Source organism: Jatrophihabitans sp., from assembly GCF_051960575.1.
Lineage (GTDB): Bacteria > Actinomycetota > Actinomycetes > Mycobacteriales > Jatrophihabitantaceae > JBQCEE01.
The window spans coordinates 1-18,137 of sequence record NZ_JBQCEE010000032.1; the positions used below are offsets into that span (position 1 = coordinate 1).

Here is an 18,137-nt window from a genome sequence, read left to right on the forward strand (position 1 = left end):
GCGTCGACCAGCGACGGCGGCCCCTCGGGGAAGCGGCTGTCGAACGGGCCGACGAGCTTGAAGTGGTCCGGGTCGAGGTCGACGAAGGGGTCGTCGCGGCCGGGCACGGATTTGCGCAGGAACGCGCCATCGGCCAGGTCGTAGACGTCCGACCGCAGCACCAGCAGGTGGTTGGTCGTCTTGACCGGCACGAAGCGGTCGCGGTCGACGAGCAGCGACCGGGCCCCGTCGAACGCGCCGACGGCGGCGCCCATCGCCGACTCGATCTGGATCACCTGCGGCGTCGACGAGTCGCCCGGGTCGACGGTCTTCACGTTGCGGATGAGCGGCAGGTCGAGCACTCCCCCGGTCGCGTCCAGTTCGCGCTGCAGCACCGTGAGGTCGACCCAGAGGTTGTTGGTGTTGCAGTAGCGGTGCCGGTCGAGGTCCTGCAGCGCAGCCATGTCGTCGGACGACGTCTGCGCCGTCTCGCGCAGCACCAGGCGCCCGTCGGCGCGGCGGATCGCGAGATGACCGCCCTTGCGGTCGGCCGGCGTGCGGCGGCACGACTCGAGCAGGAACGGGATGCGCTCGGCGGCCATCCAGCCGGCGATCGCCGGCTCGGGCACCGCGCCGAGGTTGTCGCTGTTGGAGATGAACGCCCAGCGGTAGCCGCGGCCGATGAGCTCGTCGAGCAGCCCGGTGTGCAGCAGCGACGGGTAGACGTCGGCGTGGCCGGGCGGGCACCACTCGAGGCTGGGGTCGGCCGGCCACTCGACGGGGAACAGGTCGTCGGCGCGCAGCTTGGGTTCCTGGCTCTGCATGAAGTCCAGCGGCAGGCCATCGGTGGCGATGCCCTCGTGGCGGGCGAGCGCGGCCAGCGTGTCGTCCCGCGTCCGGAAGCTGTTCATGAACAGCAGCGGCAGCGTGACGCCGTGCTGCTCGCGCAGCGTCTGCACCTGCCGCACCATGATGTCGAGGAAGGTCAGGCCGTCCTTGACCGGCAGCAACGACTTGGCGCGGTCCATGCCCATCGACGTGCCGAGGCCGCCGTTGAGCTTGATCACCACCGTCCGCGCGAACGCGTCGCCGACCTCAGCGCCGTCGGCCGGCAGGTCGTGCAGGTGGGTGAGGTCGCCGACGGGCTCGATCGAGGCCTCGTCGATCAGTCCGGTGGCGCCCCGTTCGAGTTGCCCGTAGTAGCGGCGGAAGACGTTCACCGCCGCGTCGCTCACGCCCGCGTCGCGCATCTTGGCGACCGCCGCAGCCAGGCCGGCCTCGCTCATCGCCGCATGTCCTTCCTCGTACCCGCGCTGGTGTCGACCCTACTGACCCCGCTCACACCGGACTGCGACACCACACGGGCTGTGGCAACCTACGAGCAACAGGTGCGGTGTCGGGCAGGTCGCGGAGGGCGGTTCGGACATGAAGACGGTTGCGGGCAAGACGGTGCTGGTGACGGGCGGGGCCCAGGGTCTCGGCAAGCTCTTCGCCACCCGGGCCGTGCAGGAGGGCGCGACGGCCGTCGTCCTCTGGGACATCAACGAGGCGACGCTGAAGGAGACGGCGACCGAGCTCGAGGCGCTCGGCTCGACCCGCGTCGTGTCGCACGTCGTCGACGTCTCCGACGCGCAGACCGTCGCCGACGCCGCCGCACAGGTGCGCGACGAGGTCGGCACCGTGCACGTGCTGCTCAACAACGCGGGCATCGTGCGCGGCAACGGCTACTCGTGGGAGAACACGGTGCGCGACATCGAGTCGACCATGACGATCAACGCGATCGCCCCGCAGCTCATCGCCCGCGAGTTCATCCCCGGCATGATCGCGTCCGGCGAGGAGTGCCGCATGCTGACCCTCGCGTCGTCCGCCGGGCTCACCGCGGTGCCGCGCCTGGCCGCCTACTGCGGCTCGAAGTGGGCGGCCGTGGGCTGGAGCGACTCGGTGCGGCTCGAGCTCGAGCAGGCCGGCCACGACCACGTGAAGGTCACCACCGTCTGCCCGACCTACATCAACACCGGCATGTTTCAAAATGCGGGCGGCATCGCGTTCACGCCGATGCTCGAGCCGCAGCAGGTCGTCGACGACTCGTGGGACGAGATGCTCAAGGGCGGCCCGTTCCTGATCACGCCATGGACGTCGCGGCTGAACAAGGTGCTCACCGGTGTGCTGCCGGTGAAGCTGCGCGACTTCTGGCTCAACACCGTGGGCGTCTACGACTCGATGTCGAAGTTCACCGGGCACGGCGGGAAGTGACGCGGGCCGGCCGATGATCCGGTTGCGGCGGCGCTGAGCGCCGTCGCTACCGTCGGGACGTGATCGCCACGCTCACCGGCGTCGTGCCGGGCATCATCGACGCCCACATCCACCAGTGGGACCCGTTCACCACCCCGCGCAAGGCGTCGCAGGCGGCGCCGGTGTACCGCGTGGCGCCGTGGCTCGCGCGGCGGCTCTTCCCGCTGCTGGCCGGCCAGGCCGAGCGCGACCTCGTGCTGACGCCCGAGCACATCGCCCAGCCCTACCTGCCGAGCACCTACGCCGCCGACACGGCTCGGGCGGTGGCCGCGGTCGGCGTGCCGGTCGAGGCGACCGTGCACGTCGAGGCGTCGTGGCAGTCGTCCGACCCGGTCGAGGAGACCGCGTGGGTCGACGCGCTGCCGTTCGGTGAGCACGGCAACCCACAGCTCGCCGGCATCCTCGGGCACGCCGACCTGACCCAGCCGGACGTCGGCACCCTGCTCGACCGACACCTCGCCGCGAGCGACGCCTTCCGCGGCCTGCGGGTCAACGCCGCCCATCAGGCCGGTGCCGCGGTCGTGCAGTGGACGCACGACGCCGCGCTGCTGCGCGACCCGGCGTTCCTGCGCGGCGTGAGCGCCGTGGTCGAGCGCGGTCTGGTGCTCGACGTCTGGGTCTACGGAAACCAGCTCGCCGACGTCGCGGCGCTGGCGTCCGAGCATCCCGAGGCGACCATCGTGCTCGACCACTACGGCACCCCGATCGGCGCGCTGGGGCCGATGGGCGGGCTCGGCGGCACGCCGGGCGAGCGCGCGGACATCGTCGCCCGCTGGCGTGACGACATCGCGTCCGTCGCCGCCTGCCCCAACGTGCTCGCCAAGCAGTCGGGGTACGCGTTCCCGCCGCTGGGGCTGACCGAGCCGGGCCTGCGACGCGACCAGCTCGCCGAGCTCGCTGCACCGCTGATCGAGCACACCGCCGACGTCTTCGGCGCCGACCGGCTGGTGTTCGGCTCGAACTTCCCCATGGACAAGGCGGTCGCCGACTACGGCGCCGTGGTCGGCGCGCGCGTCGACGTGCTCGCGCCGCGCGGCGCCGACCTGCTGCGCAAGGTGTTCCGCGAGAACGCCGAGCGCGTCTACGGGGCAGGATCGTCAACATGATGGAACTGGTGGGCGAGTCGCTGCGAGCGCTGACGGCCATGACCGTCGGCGCGACGCGGCAGCTGCCGGTGGTCGGTGCGGTGCTCGGCCCGAGCGACGCCCTCTCGCTGCCCGGCAAGACGGTGCTCATCACCGGCGCCGCCCGCGGCCTCGGCGCCGAGATCGCCCGGCAGGTGCATGCCCGGGGAGCGAACGTCGTCCTGGTCGGGCGGCGGCTCGACGGCGTGCAGGCAGTCGCCGACGAGCTCGGGCAGCGTGCCCTCGCCGCCGAGGCCGACGTCAGCGACTTCGCGGCGCTGCAACGCGCGGCCGCGGCGGCGCTCGAGCACTTCGGCGGCATCGACGTCGTCGTCGCCAACGCCGGCATCGCGCCGCCGTCGGACTCGGTGCTGAGCATCGACCCGGACGCCTTCGAGCACACCGTCGACATCGACCTGCTCGGGCAGTGGCGCACGGTGCGGGCGACGCTGCCCACCATCGTCCGGCGCAGCGGGCACATCGTGGTGATCTCGTCGATCTACGCGTTCTTCAACGGCGCCCTCAACGCGAGCTACGCCGCGAGCAAGGCGGGCATCGAGCAGTTGGTGCGCGCGCTGCGGGTCGAGCTCGCACACCACGGCGCCACCGCCGGTGTCGCGTACCTCGGCTTCATCGACACCGACCTCGCTGCCGACGTCTTCGCCCGCGAGCACGTCGACGAGGCGCGCCGCGCGATCCCGGGGTTCCTGACGAAGCCGATGAGCACCGAGGCCGCCGCCGCCGCGGTCGTGCGCGGCATCGAGCAGCGCGCCGGCAAGATCGGCGCGCCCGGCTGGGTGCTGCCGATGCTGCGCGCCCGCGGGTTCGTCACGACGCTCATGGACGAGGCGCTGATCCGCAACGCCCGGCTGACCCGCGTGATCCGCGACCTCGACGCCGAGACGCTGCTGCAGGACGACGGGCGATGAGGCCCGAGCTCGACCGCGCGCGACGCACCGTCGCCGGCCTCGTCGAGGTCGCCCGGTTCGGCGGCCTGCGAACCGGCGAGGAGCCGACACCGTTCACCGTCGCGCTTCGCACGCCGACGCTGCGGCTGCGCCGCTACCCCGGCCCGGCCGGTGAGGGCCCGCGCGTCGCCGCGGTGCTGGTGCCGCCGCTCATGCTCACGGCCGAGGTGTACGACGTCTCCCCCGCCACCAGTGCCGTGCGCGCGCTCGCCGACGCGGGCATCGAGCCGTGGGTCGTCGACTTCGGCGCACCCGAACTCGAACCGGGCGGCATGGAGCGCACGCTCGCCGATCACGTGCTCGCCATCAGCGAGGCCGTCGACAAGGTGCGGGCCGAGACCGGCGCCGACGTGCATCTCGTCGGCTACTCGCAGGGCGGCATGTTCTGCTACCAGACCGCGGCGTACCGGCGCGGCGACGGCATCGCCGGCGTCGTGTCATTCGGCAGCCCGGTCGACCTGCGCGGCACCGCCCCGCTGCGACTGCCCGAGCCGGTGGCCGTCGCCGGCGCCAAGCTGCTGAGCCAGGGCGGCATCCGCCGCACCGGCGCGCCCGGGTGGCTCACCCGCACCGGTTTCCAGCTGCTCGACCCGGTCGGCACCGTGCAGTCGCGGCTGCAGTTCCTGTTCGCCCTGCACGACCGCGAGGCGCTGCTGCCGCGCGAGGGCCAGCGGCGCTACCTCATGCGCGAGGGCTGGATCGGCTGGCCCGGCCCGGCGCTCGAGGAGTTCCTGCGGCAGTTCGTGCTGAGCAACCGCATGCTCGCCGGCGGCATCCAGATCGGTGACCGCGCGGTCACCCTCGCCGACCTCGAGCTGCCGATGCTGGTGTTCGTCGGCGAGCGCGCCGACATCGCGCCCGCGGCGGCGGTGCGCGCGATCCGCCGCGCGGCACCCGCCGCCGAGATCGACGAGGTGGCGCTGCCGACCGGACACTTCGGCCTCGTGGTCGGGCGGTCGGCCCTCACCACCACCTGGCCGGTGGTCGGGGCGTGGATGCGGTGGCGCTCGGGACACGGTGAGCAGCCGACCGGGGTCACCGCCGTCGCCGCACCCGGCGCCGCGACACCGGGCACCGAGGTCGCGCGAGTGCTCCCGCGCGAGGTGGCGCGGGCCGGCGTGGGTGCCGGCGTCGGCGCGGGGCGCTCGGTGGTCGACCGCCTGTCGCGCAGCGCCGGCTCGCTCGTGTCGCTCGTGCGCGACGTGACCGGGGCGCCCGGCGCGCAGCTGACCCGCCTCGCCCGCATGCAGTCGATCCGGCCCTCCACACAGATCTCCCTCGCCGCGCTGCTCACCGAACGCGCCAAGCAGGCACCCGAGAACGCCGGGCTGCTGTGGGGCGACCGCGTCTACAGCTACGCGACGATGGAGCAGGTCGTCGACCTCGTCGTGCGCGAGCTGCTCGCCGACGGCGTGCGCCGCGGCGAACCGATCGGCATCTGCATGCAGACGCGCCCGACCGCGGTGGCGCTCGCGATCGCGATCAACCGGGTCGGCGCGGTGGCCGTCATGCTGCGGCCGAGCGAGGCGCGGGCCGACGCCGAACTCGGGGCGGTGCGGCGCGTGTACGCCGACGAGCCGCTCGACCTCGGGCCGCAGATCGACGTCCGCGAGTACATCGTGCCCGACCCGGCCGCCGGCGCGGTGCTGCCGACGCCGTCCGGCGACCTGCCCGCCTGGTACCGCAAGAACTCCGGACGCGCGGGCGAGACCGCCTTCGTCCTGTTCACCGGCGGCGGCACCGTGCGGGCGCGACACGACATCACCAACCACCGCTACGTGCTCTCGGCGCTCAGCGCCGCGACCGCGGCGACGCTCTCGGCCGACGACACGATCTACGGCGTCGGGGCCCTGCACCACCAGTCGGGCCTGCTGACGCTGCTGGGAGCCGGGCTCGCGAGCGGTGCGCGCATCGCGATGGCCAGCACCTTCGACGCCGCCACCTTCTGGAGCGAGGTGCGCCGCTACGGCGTCACCGCGGTCAGCTACACCTGGAACCAGCTGGACGAGATCGCCTGGGGCCCGCAGTTCCCCGGCGAGCGGCACCACGGCATCCGGGTCTTTCTCGGTTCGGGTCTGCCGCGTGGGCTGTGGCGCCAGCTGGCCGACCGGTTCGCGCCGGCCCGCGTGCTCGAGTTCTGGGCCTCGGCCGAGTCGAACGCCGTGCTCGCCGACGTCCGGGGAAGCAAGATCGGCTGCGTCGGCCGGCCGATCCCGGGCAGCGCGGCGGTGGCGCTCGCGGCCCTCGAGCCCGGCACGTGGCGCCCGCGCCTGCGCGCCGACGGCTTCGTCCAGCCCGCCGCGGTGGACGAGACGGGGTTGCTGCTCGTGCGCGCGCCGGCCGACCAGCCGGCCCTGGTCGGCACGCTGCGCGACGTCTTCACGCCGGGCGACGCGTGGGTGGACACCGGCAGCCTGTTCCGCCGCGACCGCGACGGTGACCACTGGCTGGTCGGGCGGGTCGAGGACGTCTTCACGACCGACGACGGGGTCGTGCACCCGCGCCTGGTCGCCGAGGCGCTGAGCGACCTGCCGTGCGTGCGCTCGGCCGTGGCGTTCCGTGTCGGCCGGCTCGCCGTCGCCGCGGTGCAACTGCTCGACGACGGCGCGATCAGCGGGGTCGACCTCACCGCCGCCGTCGGCCATCTCGTGCACACCGCGCGTCCGGATCTCGTCGCGGTGGTCTCGACGATCCCGCGCACGAGCTGGTACCGCCCGCGGATCGAGGTCGGCGCGGTCGACGAGCTGCGCGCGCCGGGCACGCAGCTCTGGCGGCGCGAGGGCGACCGGTTCACCGCCGTGTCGGACGGGTGACCGCGCCCCGCTTCGTCGCGCCGGCGGGCGAGTTCGTCGGCCGTCGCGACGGCGAGGTCGTGCGGGCGACCGGTATCCGGTACGCGCGGGCCGCACGCTGGGCGGTGCCCCAGCCCGAGCCGCCGGCCGAGACGGTCGTCGACGCGACGGCGTGGTCGCCCGCATGCCCGCAGCCGCCCGACCCGGTCGGCGCGAAGCTGATCGGCGCGGGCATGCTCGGCGACCTGCCGTTCGACGAGCACTGCCAACGGCTCAGCATCACCGTGCCCGGTGACCTCGCGCCGGACGAGCGGCTGCCGGTGATGGTCTGGATCCACGGCGGCGCGTACGTCACCGGGGCGGGCGATGCGCCGATCCACGACCCGGCCGCGCTCGTGCGCGAGCACCGGGTCGTGGCCGTCAACGTCACGTACCGCCTCGGCCTGTTCGGGTACCTCGGCGACGGTGTCGACCGGCCGGCGAATCTCGGCCTGCTCGACCAGCGCGAGGCGCTGCGCTGGGTGCAGGCGAACATCGCCGCGTTCGGCGGCGACCCCGACGACGTCACGGTGTACGGCGAGTCGGCCGGCGGCGACGCGATCGCGCACCTCATGATCGCCGAGGGCACCACGGGGCTGTTCCGCCGCGCGATCCTGCAGAGCCCGCCGCTCGGCATCGCGACCGGCCGGGCGGCGATGACCCGAGCGCTCGCCCGCGTGGCCGCCCGGATCCCGGCCGACGCGACCGTCGAGCAGGTGCTCGCCGCGCACGACACGGTCACGCGCGCGGCGCTGCGGTTCGGCCCGGCGCGGGCGGCCATGCCGTTCGGCGTCCAGTACGGGCAGTACCCGCTGCCGGCGGAGGAGGACGCACCCGCCGCGTGGGCTGCCGTCGCGCCGGGGTTCGAGGTACTGGCCGGCCGCAACGCCCGTGAAGGGGCGCTGTTCCTGCCCGGGCTCGACCGCCTGCTCGCCGCGCCGACGATCGGACCACTGCTCGCGTCCGGCTACATCCCGGTGGTCACCCGTCGGGTGTACGGACGCGGGGTCGAGCGGTTCGCGCGGCACCTCGCCGCGAACGGCGGCGCGGTGCACGCGTACCGGCTGCGCTTCGGCCGCCGCACCAACCCCTACGCCGACGCGCACACCACCGACATCGCGCTGCTGTTCCCCTGCCCGGCGGTCTGGGACGGTTCACCGCTGCTCGCCGGGCTGCGCGCCGACGAGCTCGACCGGCTCGGCCGTGCGCTGCGCACGGTCTGGGCGGGCTTCGCCCGCACTGGCACGGTGCCGGTGCCCGGCGTCGACGGCCTGATCGGGATCGCGGCGGTGGACGGCTCGGACGGCCGGCGTCAGCGCTTGTCGGTGCGCCGCTCGAGCCGCACCTGGTAGAACGGCCCGACCAGGTCGTGCTTGCGGCAGCGGTGCTGCCCGGCCTGGTGGTAGGTCTCGTCCTGCACGCGCCAGCCCCGCATGCCGACCTGGTTCAGCGCACCGATCAGCCCCTTGCTGGTCGAGATCTCGCTCTCGCCGTCCTCGGTGTTGAGCAGCGCCACGTCGCGGTTCGGGTTGGGCCAGTACTCGAGCTGCGCGTACTCGTAGGTCGCATACACAGCGGCAGCCTAAGCGCTGGGCGTCGATGTGGGCCGTGACGGCTCCCCGTAGCGTGCCGTGGGTGGAACGAGATTCGCTGCGCGAACTGCGGCGCCGCCGGGCCCTCACCGACGACGCGGCCCGCCCCGAGGCCGTCGCGAAACGGCACGCGTCCGGTGGCCGCACCGCGCGTGAGAACCTCGCCGACCTCGTCGACGCCGGGTCGTTCGTCGAGTACGGGCGGCTCGTCACGGCGGCGCAGGAGAAGATCACCCCGGTCGAGGACCTCATGGCCCGCACGCCGGCCGACGGGCTCATCGGCGGGCTCGCACGGATCGACGGTCGCCAGTGCGCGGTGCTGACCTACGACTACCTCGTGATGGCCGGGACGCAGGGCATGCGCGGGCACCACAAGAGCGACCGGCTGCTCGAGCTCATCGGCCGGCTGCGCCTGCCGACGGTGTTCCTCGCCGAGGGCGGCGGCGGGCGTCCCAACGACACCGACTACCCGGTGGTCTCGGCGCTCGACGTGCGCAGCTTCGCCCTGTGGGCGCGGCTGTCCGGCGTCGCGCCGCGCATCGCCGTGGTGCACGGCCCGTGCTTCGCCGGCAACGCGATCATCGCCGGGTGCGCCGATCTCATCGTCGCGACCGCGTCGTCGACGCTCGGGGTCGCCGGGCCGGTGATGCTCGCCGCGGGCGGCCTCGGCGAGCACCGGGCCGACGAACTCGGGCCGGTGGCGGTGATGGCGCCGAACGGCGTGGTCGACGCGGTGGTGGCCGACGAGGCCGAGGGCATCGCGCTGGCCCGCAGGCTGCTCGGCTTCTTCGGCCCACCGCTCGAGGCCGGCACCGCACCCGACCAGTCGGCACTGCGTGACGTGATCCCCGAGAACGAGCGCACCGCGTTTGACGTGCGACCGGTGATCTCGACCCTGTGCGACGAGGGATCCGTGGTGTTCCTGCGCGAGCAGTTCGCGCCCGAGCTGGTGACCGCGTTCGGCCGCATCGAGGGGCGGGCGGTCGGCTTCGTCGCGAACCAGACGCTGCGCATGGCCGGTGCGCTCACCTCGCCGGCGTCGGACAAGGCGGCGCGCTTCCTGCAGCTGTGCGACGCGTTCGGCGTCCCCGTGGTGTCGCTCGTCGACACGCCCGGCATCATGGGCGGTCCTGCGGCCGAGGCGTCCGGGGTGGTGCGGCACGCCTCGCGCGTGCTCATCGCGGCCGCCCGCCTGCAGGTGCCGCTCATCGGGGTGGTGCTGCGGCGCGGGTACGGGCTCGGGGCGCAGGCGATGCTCGGCGGCAGCACGAAGGAGCCGCTGCTCACCGTCGCATGGCCGTCGGCGCACATGGGTCCGATGGGGCTCGAGGGTGCGGTGCGGCTGGGGCTGCGGCGGCAGCTGGCCGACCTGCCCGACGACGCCGCGCGCGAGGCGTTGGTGCGCGAGACGACCGCCGCCTACCAGCAGCACGTCGCAGCGTTCAATGTCGCGCGCGTCTTCGAGATCGACGACGTCATCGACCCGGCCGAGACCCGCACGGTGATCGCCACGACGCTCGCGGCGGCGGCCGGTCGCGAGGGCTTCTCCGGCAGTGGCCGCGTCGTGGACGCATGGTGAGGGGCTGATGGGACGCATCCTGCTGGTCAGGCACGGTCAGGCGTCGTTCGGCGCCGACGACTACGACGCCCTGTCCGATCGCGGCTTCGAGCAGAGCGGGATGCTCGGCGCGGCGCTCGCCGCGCGCGGCGTGCGACCCGATGTCATCGTGCGGGGCGGCATGCTGCGCCACGAGCAGACGCTCACGGCGCTGGTCGACGCAGCGGGCTGGACGGCGGACGTGCAGGTCGACGCCGGCTGGAACGAGTACGACCACGTCGACCTGCTCTCGGTCGCCGACAGCGACCCGCGCTCGGCGGCCGCCGAGGGCATGAGCGTCGCGGAGGTGTTCGACCGGGCGCTGGCCCGGTGGTCCGAGAGCGGGATGACCGACTACGCCGAGCCGTTCGCCGAGTTCTCCACACGTGTCGAGGCCGCGGCGCGGTCGGTGATGGCGACGCTCGGACGCGGCGGCACGGCCGTCGTGGTGAGCTCGGGCGGCCCGATCAGCTGGGTCGTGGCCGGCCTGCTCGCCGCCGGTCCGCCGACGTGGCGGCGGCTCAACACGACCACCGTGAACACCGGCATCACCACCGTGGCGGTCGGCCGGCGCGGACCGAGCGTCATCAGCATCAACGAGCACACCCACCTGGCGGGTGAGCTCATCACCTACCGGTGATCAGGCCACCAGCTGGGCGGCCCGGCCGGGCTCGTCGGCACGTCCGGGCGTCGGCGTCTCGACCGGGTCGCGCGGCACCCAGAGGGTGAACGTCGAGCCGGCGTCCGGCACCGAGCTGACGTGCAGCCGGCCGCCGTGCTTGGCGAGCACCGCCTTGGCCACTGCGAGGCCGAGCCCGACCCCGCGCACGCCGTGCTGCTTGGCCGTGTCGGCGCGGAAGAACTGCTCGCCGAGCCGGTCGAGCTGCGCGGGGTCGATGCCGATGCCGGTGTCGCTCACGGCGATCGCGATGCCGGTGGCGTCCGCGTCGACCGTCACGCTGATGCTGCCGCCCTCGCGCGTGTAGCGGCTGGCGTTGTGCAGCACGTTGACGAGCGCCCGCTCGAGCTGGGTGGGGTCGACGAGGAACTCCTCGTCGAGGTCGCGGTGCGGCCGGTCCAGCGTCTGCCCGCGCTCGGTGATCATCGGCTGCACCGTCTCAAGGGCGGCGTCGAGCACCGTGCGCACGGCGACTGTCCGGCGGTGCGAGGTGTCGATCCGGTCGAGCTGCACGGACGCGGTCGAGACCAGGTCGTCGACGAGGCCGATCACCTTGTCCGTGTTGGTCAGTGCGATCTCGAGCATCTCGACCTGCTCGGCCGTCAGCTCCCCGGCCGCGCCGGTGCAGACCAGCTCCTGGTAGGCCCGCGCGACGGTGAGCGGGCTGCGCAGGTCGTGCGCGAGGCGTGCCGCGGTGGCGACCCGGGCCTCGTTGATGCGCCTCAGCTCGCCGAGCGCCTTCGCCTCGACGGTCAGCGCCTCGGTCATCGCCCGCTCGGCCTCGATGCGGTCACGCAGGTCGGTGAGCTGCACGACGAGGTACGGCGAGCCGCGCTCGGGACGCACCACGTTGGCGGCCACCCGCGTGGGCAGGCGACGGCCGTCGCTGCGCACCAGCATGCGGTCGAGCTGGAACTGGTCGAGCTCGCCGCCGACCATGCGCTCGAGCATCTCGGCGAGCACGGGCGCGTCCTCGTCCGGCAGCAGGATGCCGACGTGCCGGCCGATGAGCTCGGCTGCCGGGCGCTGCACGAGCGTGCAGAGGGCGGCGTTGACGTGCAGCAGACGGCCGGGCTGCGCCGGGTCGAGGCCGATGATGTACATGCCGGTCGGCGCCCGGTCGAACGCGAGGTCGAGCAGCTGGGCCGACTCGCGGGCGAGCGCGCCGGCGTTGCGCCGAACACCGGCGAGCAGGCAGACGACGAGCGTCGCGACGCAGAGGGCGACCAGGTAGCCCTGCAGCAGCAGCAGGCGCTGCCCGTGGTCGGACGACTGCGCCAACGGCCCGCGCCCGTGCAGTGTGCCGAGGGTCGCGGCGGCGCAGGCGGCCCAGAGCACGACGGTGGCGCGCAGCGGTTCCAGCCGTTCGGCCGCCACGAGCACCGGCGCCAGCACCAGGAAGGGCATGACGTGCGCGCCGCCCGAGTCGAACTGCGGCACGCTCACTGCGAGGGTGGCGACGAGGAAGCCGAGCCACTCGAGGTTCGCGCGGCCGTCACGCAGCCACCGTGCCCAGCCGACGCGGTTGCGTGGCATGCAGAGCAGGGGCGCCGCGAGCACGAGCAGCCCGGTGAGATGGCCGAGCACGTAGGTGCGCAGCGTCAGCAGCCCCGGCGCGGTGTCGAGCACCGTACGCAGCGCGGACATGCTCACCGCGGCGGCGACCACGCCGAGCAGACCGGCCAGGGCGAAGCCCCGTGCCTCCCGCCAGCCGCGCAGCAGCGCGCCGTTCGGCTCGTCGAGGCGTGCGTCGATGCCGGTGAGTCGCAGCGTGGCGACGGCCGCGACGAGCGCCTCGACCGAGGCCGCGACGCCGAACGAGACGGCCGCACCGACGGACGAGCCGTGGGCCAGGTCGGCCGCGACGACGCCGACCGTGAACCCGCCGAGCAGCACGGCGCGCGGCACGCGGTAGGCGCGCACGAGCAGCACGACGCCGACCGGCGTCGCGACCCAGAACGCGGGCAGGTGCGTCGCGGGGTCCTTCAGGACGACGGCGCCGAACCACGTCAGCCCGAAGGCGATGGCGGCGACGAGCAGGCCGCCGACGAGCACGCCGGAGCGAGCTCCTGACCCCCTGCGTCCGCGTCTCATCGCTGCGCTCTTCCGCCCGTGTCGCATCGGACGATCGTGATTGAACGTGCCCCCCGCAGGGCGTACGACACGCCGTCCAGTGAATCCCGTGTGAAGTCCTCGTGTGGAGGGTCGAACGACCCTGCCTGCATGCGAAACGGGCCAGGGGGCGTCCCTGACGCCCGGTGCGCGCTGTTCGTCCTGTTCTGCGATGGGGGGACTCACGCCGTGCGTCGTCGCCGTCCGTCCGTCTACACTCAGTGCACACTTGTACGCTGAACCAGGAGGTTGCCGTGGACGCCCGCGCCACACTGCACGATCGATTGGGCCGCACCGCCGCCGTGGACGCGCTCTCCGACGCCGAGGCCGTGCAGGTCACCGAGCTGCTGGCCGCGGCCGAGCGTGACGAACGCCAGGCACTGGACGCGTCCATCGACGTCACCCTGCGCCATCTCCCCCGGCTCGTGCGCATGCCGGCCCGCAGGATCCTGTTCGGGTGAGGCGGCGATGACCGACTTCCTTACGCAGTCGCAGCTCGGCCTGCTCGCCCGCACGCTGCACGTCGAACCGGACGAGATCCGCTCGCTCGAGCACCTCGGCGCGGCGGCGCTGCACGAGCTGCGCGAGCGCATCAGCAACCGGCTCTTCGACCAGCACGCGGCGATGTTCGGCCGCATCAGCAAGCTCGCGCCGCTCGTGCCGAACGCCGTTGTGGCCAAGGTGTCCGAGCTCGCCGTGCCGGCACTCGTGGCCGGGCGCGCCGCGGGCGCACTCGGCGTCGACCATCCCGGCCGCATCGAGGACCTGCTGTCGCGGTTGTCGGCGGGCTACATGGCCGACTGCGCGCCGCACCTCGACCCGCGCGCGATCGCAGTGCTCGCGCCCCGGGTGTCGGGTGACGTGCTGGTGCCGGCGGCGGCCGAGCTCATGCGCCGCAAGGACTACGTGACGACGGCATCGTTCGTCGAGTTCGCGACACCCGAGCTGATCCGCGCGTTCGAGCGCGGCATCGACGACGATCTCGGGCTGCTGCACACGGCCGCGCTCACCTACTCGGCCGACATCCTGTCCGACGTCATCAGGGCCATCCCGACCGCGCGGCTCGACTCGATCATGCGCTCGAGCCTCACCACGCCCGAGTCGATCCGCGCCGGATTGTCGGTGCTGTCGCGGCTGCCCGCGGCGCAGCGGGCCGAGCTCGGCGACGCGCTGGTCGCGCACGTGACGCCCGAGGTGCGGCCCGCGCTGCTCGACGCCGTCGTCGACGGCGAGATGGCCGGCGAGCTGCTCGACCTGATCGCGGTCGTGAGCGACGAGGCGCGTCGGGTGCTCGCCGACGACCCCGCACTGGCCACCGACGCCCGGACGGCGGCGCTGGAGGCGGCGGCCGACACCGACGCACGGCGGCAGGCACTCGAGGCGCTGCGGGCGCTGCTGCCGGCCTGATCGCTCGCCCGCTGCTCGCGGGGTGTGCCACGGTGGGACCATGACGATCACGGTGCGACCGGTGGACGAGTCGTCGTTCGCCGACGTGCAGGCGGTGTTCGGCGATCGCGGGCAGGCGGCCCGCTGCCAGTGCCAGGGGTACCGGTTGAACTGGTACGCGCAACGCTCGGACGACGTCGAGGGTCGCCGCGAGATGCTGCGCGACCAGGTGGCGGAAGGCCTCGGCCTGATCGCCCACCTCGACGGCGAACCGGTCGGCTGGTGCGCGATGGCCCCGCGCACTGATTACGCGTACCTGCGCCAGACGACGTGGAAGGGACGCAGCGAGGACCGCTCGGACGATTCGATCTGGGCGGTGACGTGTTTCGTGACGCGCCCCGGGTACCGACGGCAGGGCGTCAGCACCGCCCTCGCCGCAGCGACGCCGGGTCACGCCCGCGACCGGGGCGCCCGTGCGGTCGAGGCGTACCCGATGCGTCCGGCGCCGGGCAAGGAGGTCACCTGGGGCGAACTGCACGTCGGCGCGCTCAGCGCCTTCCTCGCGGCCGGGTACCGCATCGTGCACGAGCCGTCGCTGCGTCGTGCCGTCGTGCGCTACGAGTGGTGACGGTCGCGTCCTGGGATCGCCGCGAGGATCGCCGCCTTGAGTTGCTCGACGGGTTCGGCCGCGTCGAGGCGCAAATGGTCGCCGACCCACGGCTCGAACGTCCCGGCGCGGTGCTGCACCTGCGCCCACGTCGGCTCGGGCACGTGCCGCAGGGGGCGCACGCGCCCCTCGAGGCGGCGGCGGTGCTCGGTCGCGTCGTGCAGTTCGAGCAGCGCGAAGAGCAGCGGTGCGCCGGTGCGGGTGGACGCACGGCGCCAGGTGTCGCGCGCCGGCTCGCTGTCGTTGACGGCGTCGACCACGACCGTGTGCCCGAGCGCGAGGTTCTGCTCGGCCGCCGCCCGCACCGCCTCGTAGGCGCCCACGCCCGTCTCGAACGAGGGCGGCAGCCCGGCACCGAGCAGCGCGTCCTCGGCGGTGTCGATCGAGAGGTGCACGCCGCCGCACGCACGGGCGACCGCGTCGGCGACGGCGGTCTTGCCCGTGCCCGGCAGCCCGGAGACGATGATCAGCACGCGTCCACTGTGCCGTACCGCTCGGGCACCATGGGACGGTGCGGAAGCAGTACCACTTCAGGCGGAACGGCGACGGCCTCGATGCATGGGACGTCGACCGGCTGATCGCGCTGACCGACGGGTTGCTCGTCGTCGAGGTGGCGCTGGACGAGATCACCGAACTCGACAGCGTGTACTGGTACGACCACGGCTACCGGCCGACGGTGCGCAGCGTCGCCGAGCACGCCCGGCTGATCGCCGCGGCCGACCTGCGGTGGCCGATCATCCTCGACCGGGACGGGCGCGTCATGGACGGCATGCACCGTGTGGCCCGCGCGCTCGTCGAGGGGCACACGGTGATCGCCGCGGTGCGGCTGGTCGAACCGGTGCCACCGGACTTCGTCGACTGCGATCCCGAGCGGCTGCCGTACTGAGGTCGTGACACCCGGCTCGGCCGCGCTCGGTCGGTCAGTCACCGCTCCGGCGCGCGCGACGCCCGCGCGTGCCGGGTGGGTCGGGCACCTCGTCCCACGTCGTCTCCATCTCGCCGTACACGTGGTCGTGGACGACCCGGAAGCTGAACCCGGTCCGGCCGACGGTCAGCTCGGGCGGATACCGCTGCCCGCGGAGGACGTGGGCAGGTGACCGGCCGACGGCGCGCCAGACGCGGGCCACGCTCGGCGTGAACCCCACCGCGTGCCAGGCCGTCGCCTCGGCGGCGCTGAAGCCGAAGTAGATCCAGCCGCGGCGTGCCTCGCGCACGGGCGTGCCGTCGAAGGCACGCGCCTCCGCCGACGTGAGCTCCGGGTCGTCTTCCAGCAGCTCAGCGGTCTCGCGCGCGTCGAACCCTGCTTCGCGCCAGCGCAGCGCGACGTCGAGCCCGACGCCGCCCAGCATCGCCGCCTCGTCGAGCTCGAAGCAGGCGTCGAGCCAGCGCCGCAGCTCGGCGGGTTCGCGGTGGCGGAACCTGTCCGCGCCCGGCGGCGGGTCGCCGGGGAGACCGGCGGCGCGCCACCCGGCGACGAAGGCGATGGTGTCGTCGTCCGCGCCGGTGCCGAGCGAGCGCAGCCAGGCCAGCGCCCGTGTCTCGTCGAGCCCGGTGTCACGCAGGAACCGGTCGAAGGTTGCGGGCCTGAGGTGTAGTTCGACGAACGCACTGACGTCCTCGCCGGTGCGCCCGACCACTGCCCATTCGTCGAGCAGTGTGCGCAACTCGGTGGGGCAAACGGCCAGCGCGGTGTCCTCGTTCCACGCGAAGGCCTCGACCGCTGCGCGGTACATGGCCGCGACGTCGTCGCCGCGGCGCTGTTCCACCTGTGCCCAGACGAGGGCGCAGACGGCGCTCACCGGCAGGCGAGGCCACGGTGAGCGCACCAGCCACAGTCGTCCGGGCGGTGGCGCAGGCAGGCTGGCCGCCGCGGCCTCCTCGGCGACGATGTCGTCCGCCCACGACTCGTCGTCCTCGTCGGACAGCGCGACGAACGAGCTGGAGTGCCTGTCCGTGCCGGCCATGCCGACGCGGGGCAGCCGGTCGGGCACCCAGGTGCGGCGGGCGAGCGGCCAGGCCGCGGGCAGCAGGCAGTACAGCGGCGCGTCGTCGAGCGCGCGCCATCCATCGGCGGCGAGCGCCTGCACCTCGGTGAGGCGCGCGAGCCGCGGCGGCAGCGGCGGCACATCCGTCACCGCCGGTGGTTCGGCCTCGCCCCAGGGATCGTCCACCGCGGCAGTCTCCCGCAGCAGGCGCCCGCGTGGCGGGTTGCCGCTTGGTCAGAGGCGGGTGGTCGCGGTGTCGTCGCTGGACTCCCAGGTCCCCAGCCGGCCCGGTTCGAGTCGGATCATGACGGCGTCGCCCGGTCGAGGCGGCGTACGCCCTCCCGGTCTCGTCGCCCAGGTAACGCACAGCCATGCGCTCGACGCTGGCGATCGGCGGAAGCAGCACCGTGCCGTCCGTCGGTAGGTCGCGAGCACGGGCTCGGTCAGGCGGCGTGGTGACGGCCGAGGTAGACGAGGTCGACCCGCTCGTGCCAGGACTGTCGGCGCGGTGGTGGCGGTGGGGGTGGTGCGTGTTCGGGTGGGTCGGGTGGCCGGCTGGTGTATTCGGCGCCGGTCGGGGTGCGCAGGGTGATCCGGTCGCCGTCGGCGGTCTTGGACCAGCCCGGTGCTTCGGTGGCGTAGTTGCAGGCGGCGCAGGTGCCCTGCCCGTTGCCGACGCTGGTCGGCCCGCCGTCGGTGTGCCGCCGGAGATGGTCGGCGTGCCGGATGGGGGCGTCGCAGAACGGGGTGCGGCAGGTCTGGTCCCGCAGTTCGAGGAACCGCCGCAGCCCGGCGGGGAATTCGCGCCGGTGGGTGTCCAACGTGAGCAGCTCGCTGCTGCCTGGACGGGTGTAGAGCCGCCGGACCCACCGCGGCACCGTCGGGTCGGGCCCGAGCACCAATTCACGGGCCAGCGGGGCCGGGA

General features: G+C 73.7%; 17 protein-coding genes. 11 read left to right on the plus strand and 6 right to left on the minus strand.

Annotation, left to right across the window (positions count from 1 at the left end):
* On the minus strand, positions 1 to 1,265 hold a 1,265-nt coding region (locus tag ACTHMS_RS01395; protein ID WP_440304890.1), incomplete at its 3' end, for a UTP--glucose-1-phosphate uridylyltransferase.
* A 139-nt stretch (positions 1,266 to 1,404) separates the two neighbouring features.
* Between ACTHMS_RS01395 and ACTHMS_RS01400 the strand changes: the two genes are divergently transcribed.
* From ACTHMS_RS01400 to ACTHMS_RS01420, 5 genes are read left to right on the plus strand one after another with little or no spacing between them, the layout of a single operon-like run.
* Positions 1,405 to 2,232 carry an SDR family NAD(P)-dependent oxidoreductase gene (locus ACTHMS_RS01400; protein ID WP_440304891.1) on the plus strand — a complete coding sequence of 276 codons (828 nt, stop codon included), beginning with the start codon at positions 1,405 to 1,407 and terminating at the stop codon, positions 2,230 to 2,232.
* Positions 2,233 to 2,291: 59 nt separating this feature from the next.
* Positions 2,292 to 3,377 carry an amidohydrolase family protein gene (locus tag ACTHMS_RS01405; RefSeq protein WP_440304892.1) on the plus strand — a complete coding sequence of 362 codons (1,086 nt, stop codon included), beginning with the start codon at positions 2,292 to 2,294 and terminating at the stop codon, positions 3,375 to 3,377.
* Positions 3,374 to 4,324, plus strand: a complete 951-nt coding sequence (locus ACTHMS_RS01410) for a short-chain dehydrogenase/reductase (protein WP_440304893.1) — start codon at positions 3,374 to 3,376, stop codon at positions 4,322 to 4,324. The genes ACTHMS_RS01405 and ACTHMS_RS01410 overlap by 4 nt, the downstream gene beginning before the upstream one ends.
* Positions 4,321 to 7,176 carry an AMP-binding protein gene (locus ACTHMS_RS01415; RefSeq protein WP_440304894.1) on the plus strand — a complete coding sequence of 952 codons (2,856 nt, stop codon included), beginning with the start codon at positions 4,321 to 4,323 and terminating at the stop codon, positions 7,174 to 7,176. The genes ACTHMS_RS01410 and ACTHMS_RS01415 overlap by 4 nt, the downstream gene beginning before the upstream one ends.
* The gene (locus tag ACTHMS_RS01420) at positions 7,173 to 8,546 is read left to right on the plus strand and encodes a carboxylesterase family protein (RefSeq protein ID WP_440304895.1); all 1,374 of its coding nucleotides are present in this window, start codon (positions 7,173 to 7,175) and stop codon (positions 8,544 to 8,546) included. The genes ACTHMS_RS01415 and ACTHMS_RS01420 overlap by 4 nt, the downstream gene beginning before the upstream one ends.
* On the opposite strand, the gene ACTHMS_RS01425 is transcribed toward ACTHMS_RS01420, so the two are convergent.
* On the minus strand, positions 8,507 to 8,767 hold the full coding sequence (locus ACTHMS_RS01425) for a hypothetical protein (RefSeq protein WP_440304896.1): 261 nt from the start codon (positions 8,765 to 8,767) through the stop codon (positions 8,507 to 8,509). The genes ACTHMS_RS01420 and ACTHMS_RS01425 overlap by 40 nt on opposite strands.
* Positions 8,768 to 8,793: 26 nt before the next feature.
* On the opposite strand from ACTHMS_RS01425, the gene ACTHMS_RS01430 reads away from it, so the two are divergent.
* Entirely contained in the window at positions 8,794 to 10,365 is a 1,572-nt protein-coding gene (locus tag ACTHMS_RS01430; RefSeq protein WP_440304897.1) for an acyl-CoA carboxylase subunit beta, read from the plus strand.
* A 7-nt stretch (positions 10,366 to 10,372) separates the two neighbouring features.
* Entirely contained in the window at positions 10,373 to 11,023 is a 651-nt protein-coding gene (locus tag ACTHMS_RS01435; RefSeq protein WP_440304898.1) for a histidine phosphatase family protein, read from the plus strand.
* Here ACTHMS_RS01435 and ACTHMS_RS01440 read toward each other — a convergent pair whose 3' ends face one another.
* Positions 11,024 to 13,117, minus strand: a complete 2,094-nt coding sequence (locus ACTHMS_RS01440) for an ATP-binding protein (RefSeq protein ID WP_440304899.1) — start codon at positions 13,115 to 13,117, stop codon at positions 11,024 to 11,026. It abuts the gene before it with no gap.
* Between the two features lie 311 nt (positions 13,118 to 13,428).
* Here ACTHMS_RS01440 and ACTHMS_RS01445 point away from each other — a divergent pair, with 311 nt between their 5' ends.
* The 3 genes from ACTHMS_RS01445 to ACTHMS_RS01455 are packed head-to-tail and all read left to right on the plus strand — an operon-like array spanning position 13,429 to position 15,188.
* Positions 13,429 to 13,635, plus strand: coding sequence for a hypothetical protein (locus ACTHMS_RS01445; RefSeq protein WP_440304900.1), 207 nt, complete (start codon positions 13,429 to 13,431; stop codon positions 13,633 to 13,635).
* Between the two features lie 7 nt (positions 13,636 to 13,642).
* Complete coding sequence (locus ACTHMS_RS01450) at positions 13,643 to 14,581, plus strand: hypothetical protein (protein ID WP_440304901.1); 939 nt, start codon at positions 13,643 to 13,645, stop codon at positions 14,579 to 14,581.
* Between the two features lie 40 nt (positions 14,582 to 14,621).
* Positions 14,622 to 15,188, plus strand: a complete 567-nt coding sequence (locus tag ACTHMS_RS01455) for a GNAT family N-acetyltransferase (protein WP_440304902.1) — start codon at positions 14,622 to 14,624, stop codon at positions 15,186 to 15,188.
* On the opposite strand, the gene ACTHMS_RS01460 is transcribed toward ACTHMS_RS01455, so the two are convergent.
* Positions 15,176 to 15,700 carry an AAA family ATPase gene (locus ACTHMS_RS01460; protein ID WP_440304903.1) on the minus strand — a complete coding sequence of 175 codons (525 nt, stop codon included), beginning with the start codon at positions 15,698 to 15,700 and terminating at the stop codon, positions 15,176 to 15,178. The genes ACTHMS_RS01455 and ACTHMS_RS01460 overlap by 13 nt on opposite strands.
* 38 nt (positions 15,701 to 15,738) lie before the next feature.
* On the opposite strand from ACTHMS_RS01460, the gene ACTHMS_RS01465 reads away from it, so the two are divergent.
* Positions 15,739 to 16,113: a hypothetical protein gene (locus ACTHMS_RS01465; RefSeq protein WP_440304904.1), complete on the plus strand. Its 375-nt coding sequence runs from the start codon at positions 15,739 to 15,741 to the stop codon at positions 16,111 to 16,113.
* Between the two features lie 34 nt (positions 16,114 to 16,147).
* On the opposite strand, the gene ACTHMS_RS01470 is transcribed toward ACTHMS_RS01465, so the two are convergent.
* Both ACTHMS_RS01470 and ACTHMS_RS01475 read right to left on the minus strand, forming a co-directional pair.
* Positions 16,148 to 17,398 (minus strand): hypothetical protein, encoded by a 1,251-nt coding sequence (locus tag ACTHMS_RS01470; RefSeq protein ID WP_440304905.1) that lies wholly within the window; start codon positions 17,396 to 17,398, stop codon positions 16,148 to 16,150.
* A 257-nt stretch (positions 17,399 to 17,655) separates the two neighbouring features.
* Positions 17,656 to 18,137: HNH endonuclease signature motif containing protein (locus ACTHMS_RS01475; protein WP_440304906.1), on the minus strand; the 482-nt coding region annotated here is incomplete at its 5' end.

Excerpts from the sequence above, each read along its gene's own strand:
- ACTHMS_RS01455 (WP_440304902.1), top strand. The coding sequence starts at position 14,622 with ATGACGATCACGGTGCGACCGGTGGACGAGTCGTCGTTCGCCGACGTG.
- ACTHMS_RS01400 (WP_440304891.1), top strand. The coding sequence starts at position 1,405 with ATGAAGACGGTTGCGGGCAAGACGGTGCTGGTGACGGGCGGGGCCCAG.
- ACTHMS_RS01450 (WP_440304901.1), top strand. The coding sequence starts at position 13,643 with ATGACCGACTTCCTTACGCAGTCGCAGCTCGGCCTGCTCGCCCGCACG.
- ACTHMS_RS01435 (WP_440304898.1), top strand. The coding sequence starts at position 10,373 with ATGGGACGCATCCTGCTGGTCAGGCACGGTCAGGCGTCGTTCGGCGCC.
- ACTHMS_RS01415 (WP_440304894.1), top strand. The coding sequence starts at position 4,321 with ATGAGGCCCGAGCTCGACCGCGCGCGACGCACCGTCGCCGGCCTCGTC.
- ACTHMS_RS01430 (WP_440304897.1), top strand. The coding sequence starts at position 8,794 with ATGTGGGCCGTGACGGCTCCCCGTAGCGTGCCGTGGGTGGAACGAGAT.
- ACTHMS_RS01410 (WP_440304893.1), top strand. The coding sequence starts at position 3,374 with ATGATGGAACTGGTGGGCGAGTCGCTGCGAGCGCTGACGGCCATGACC.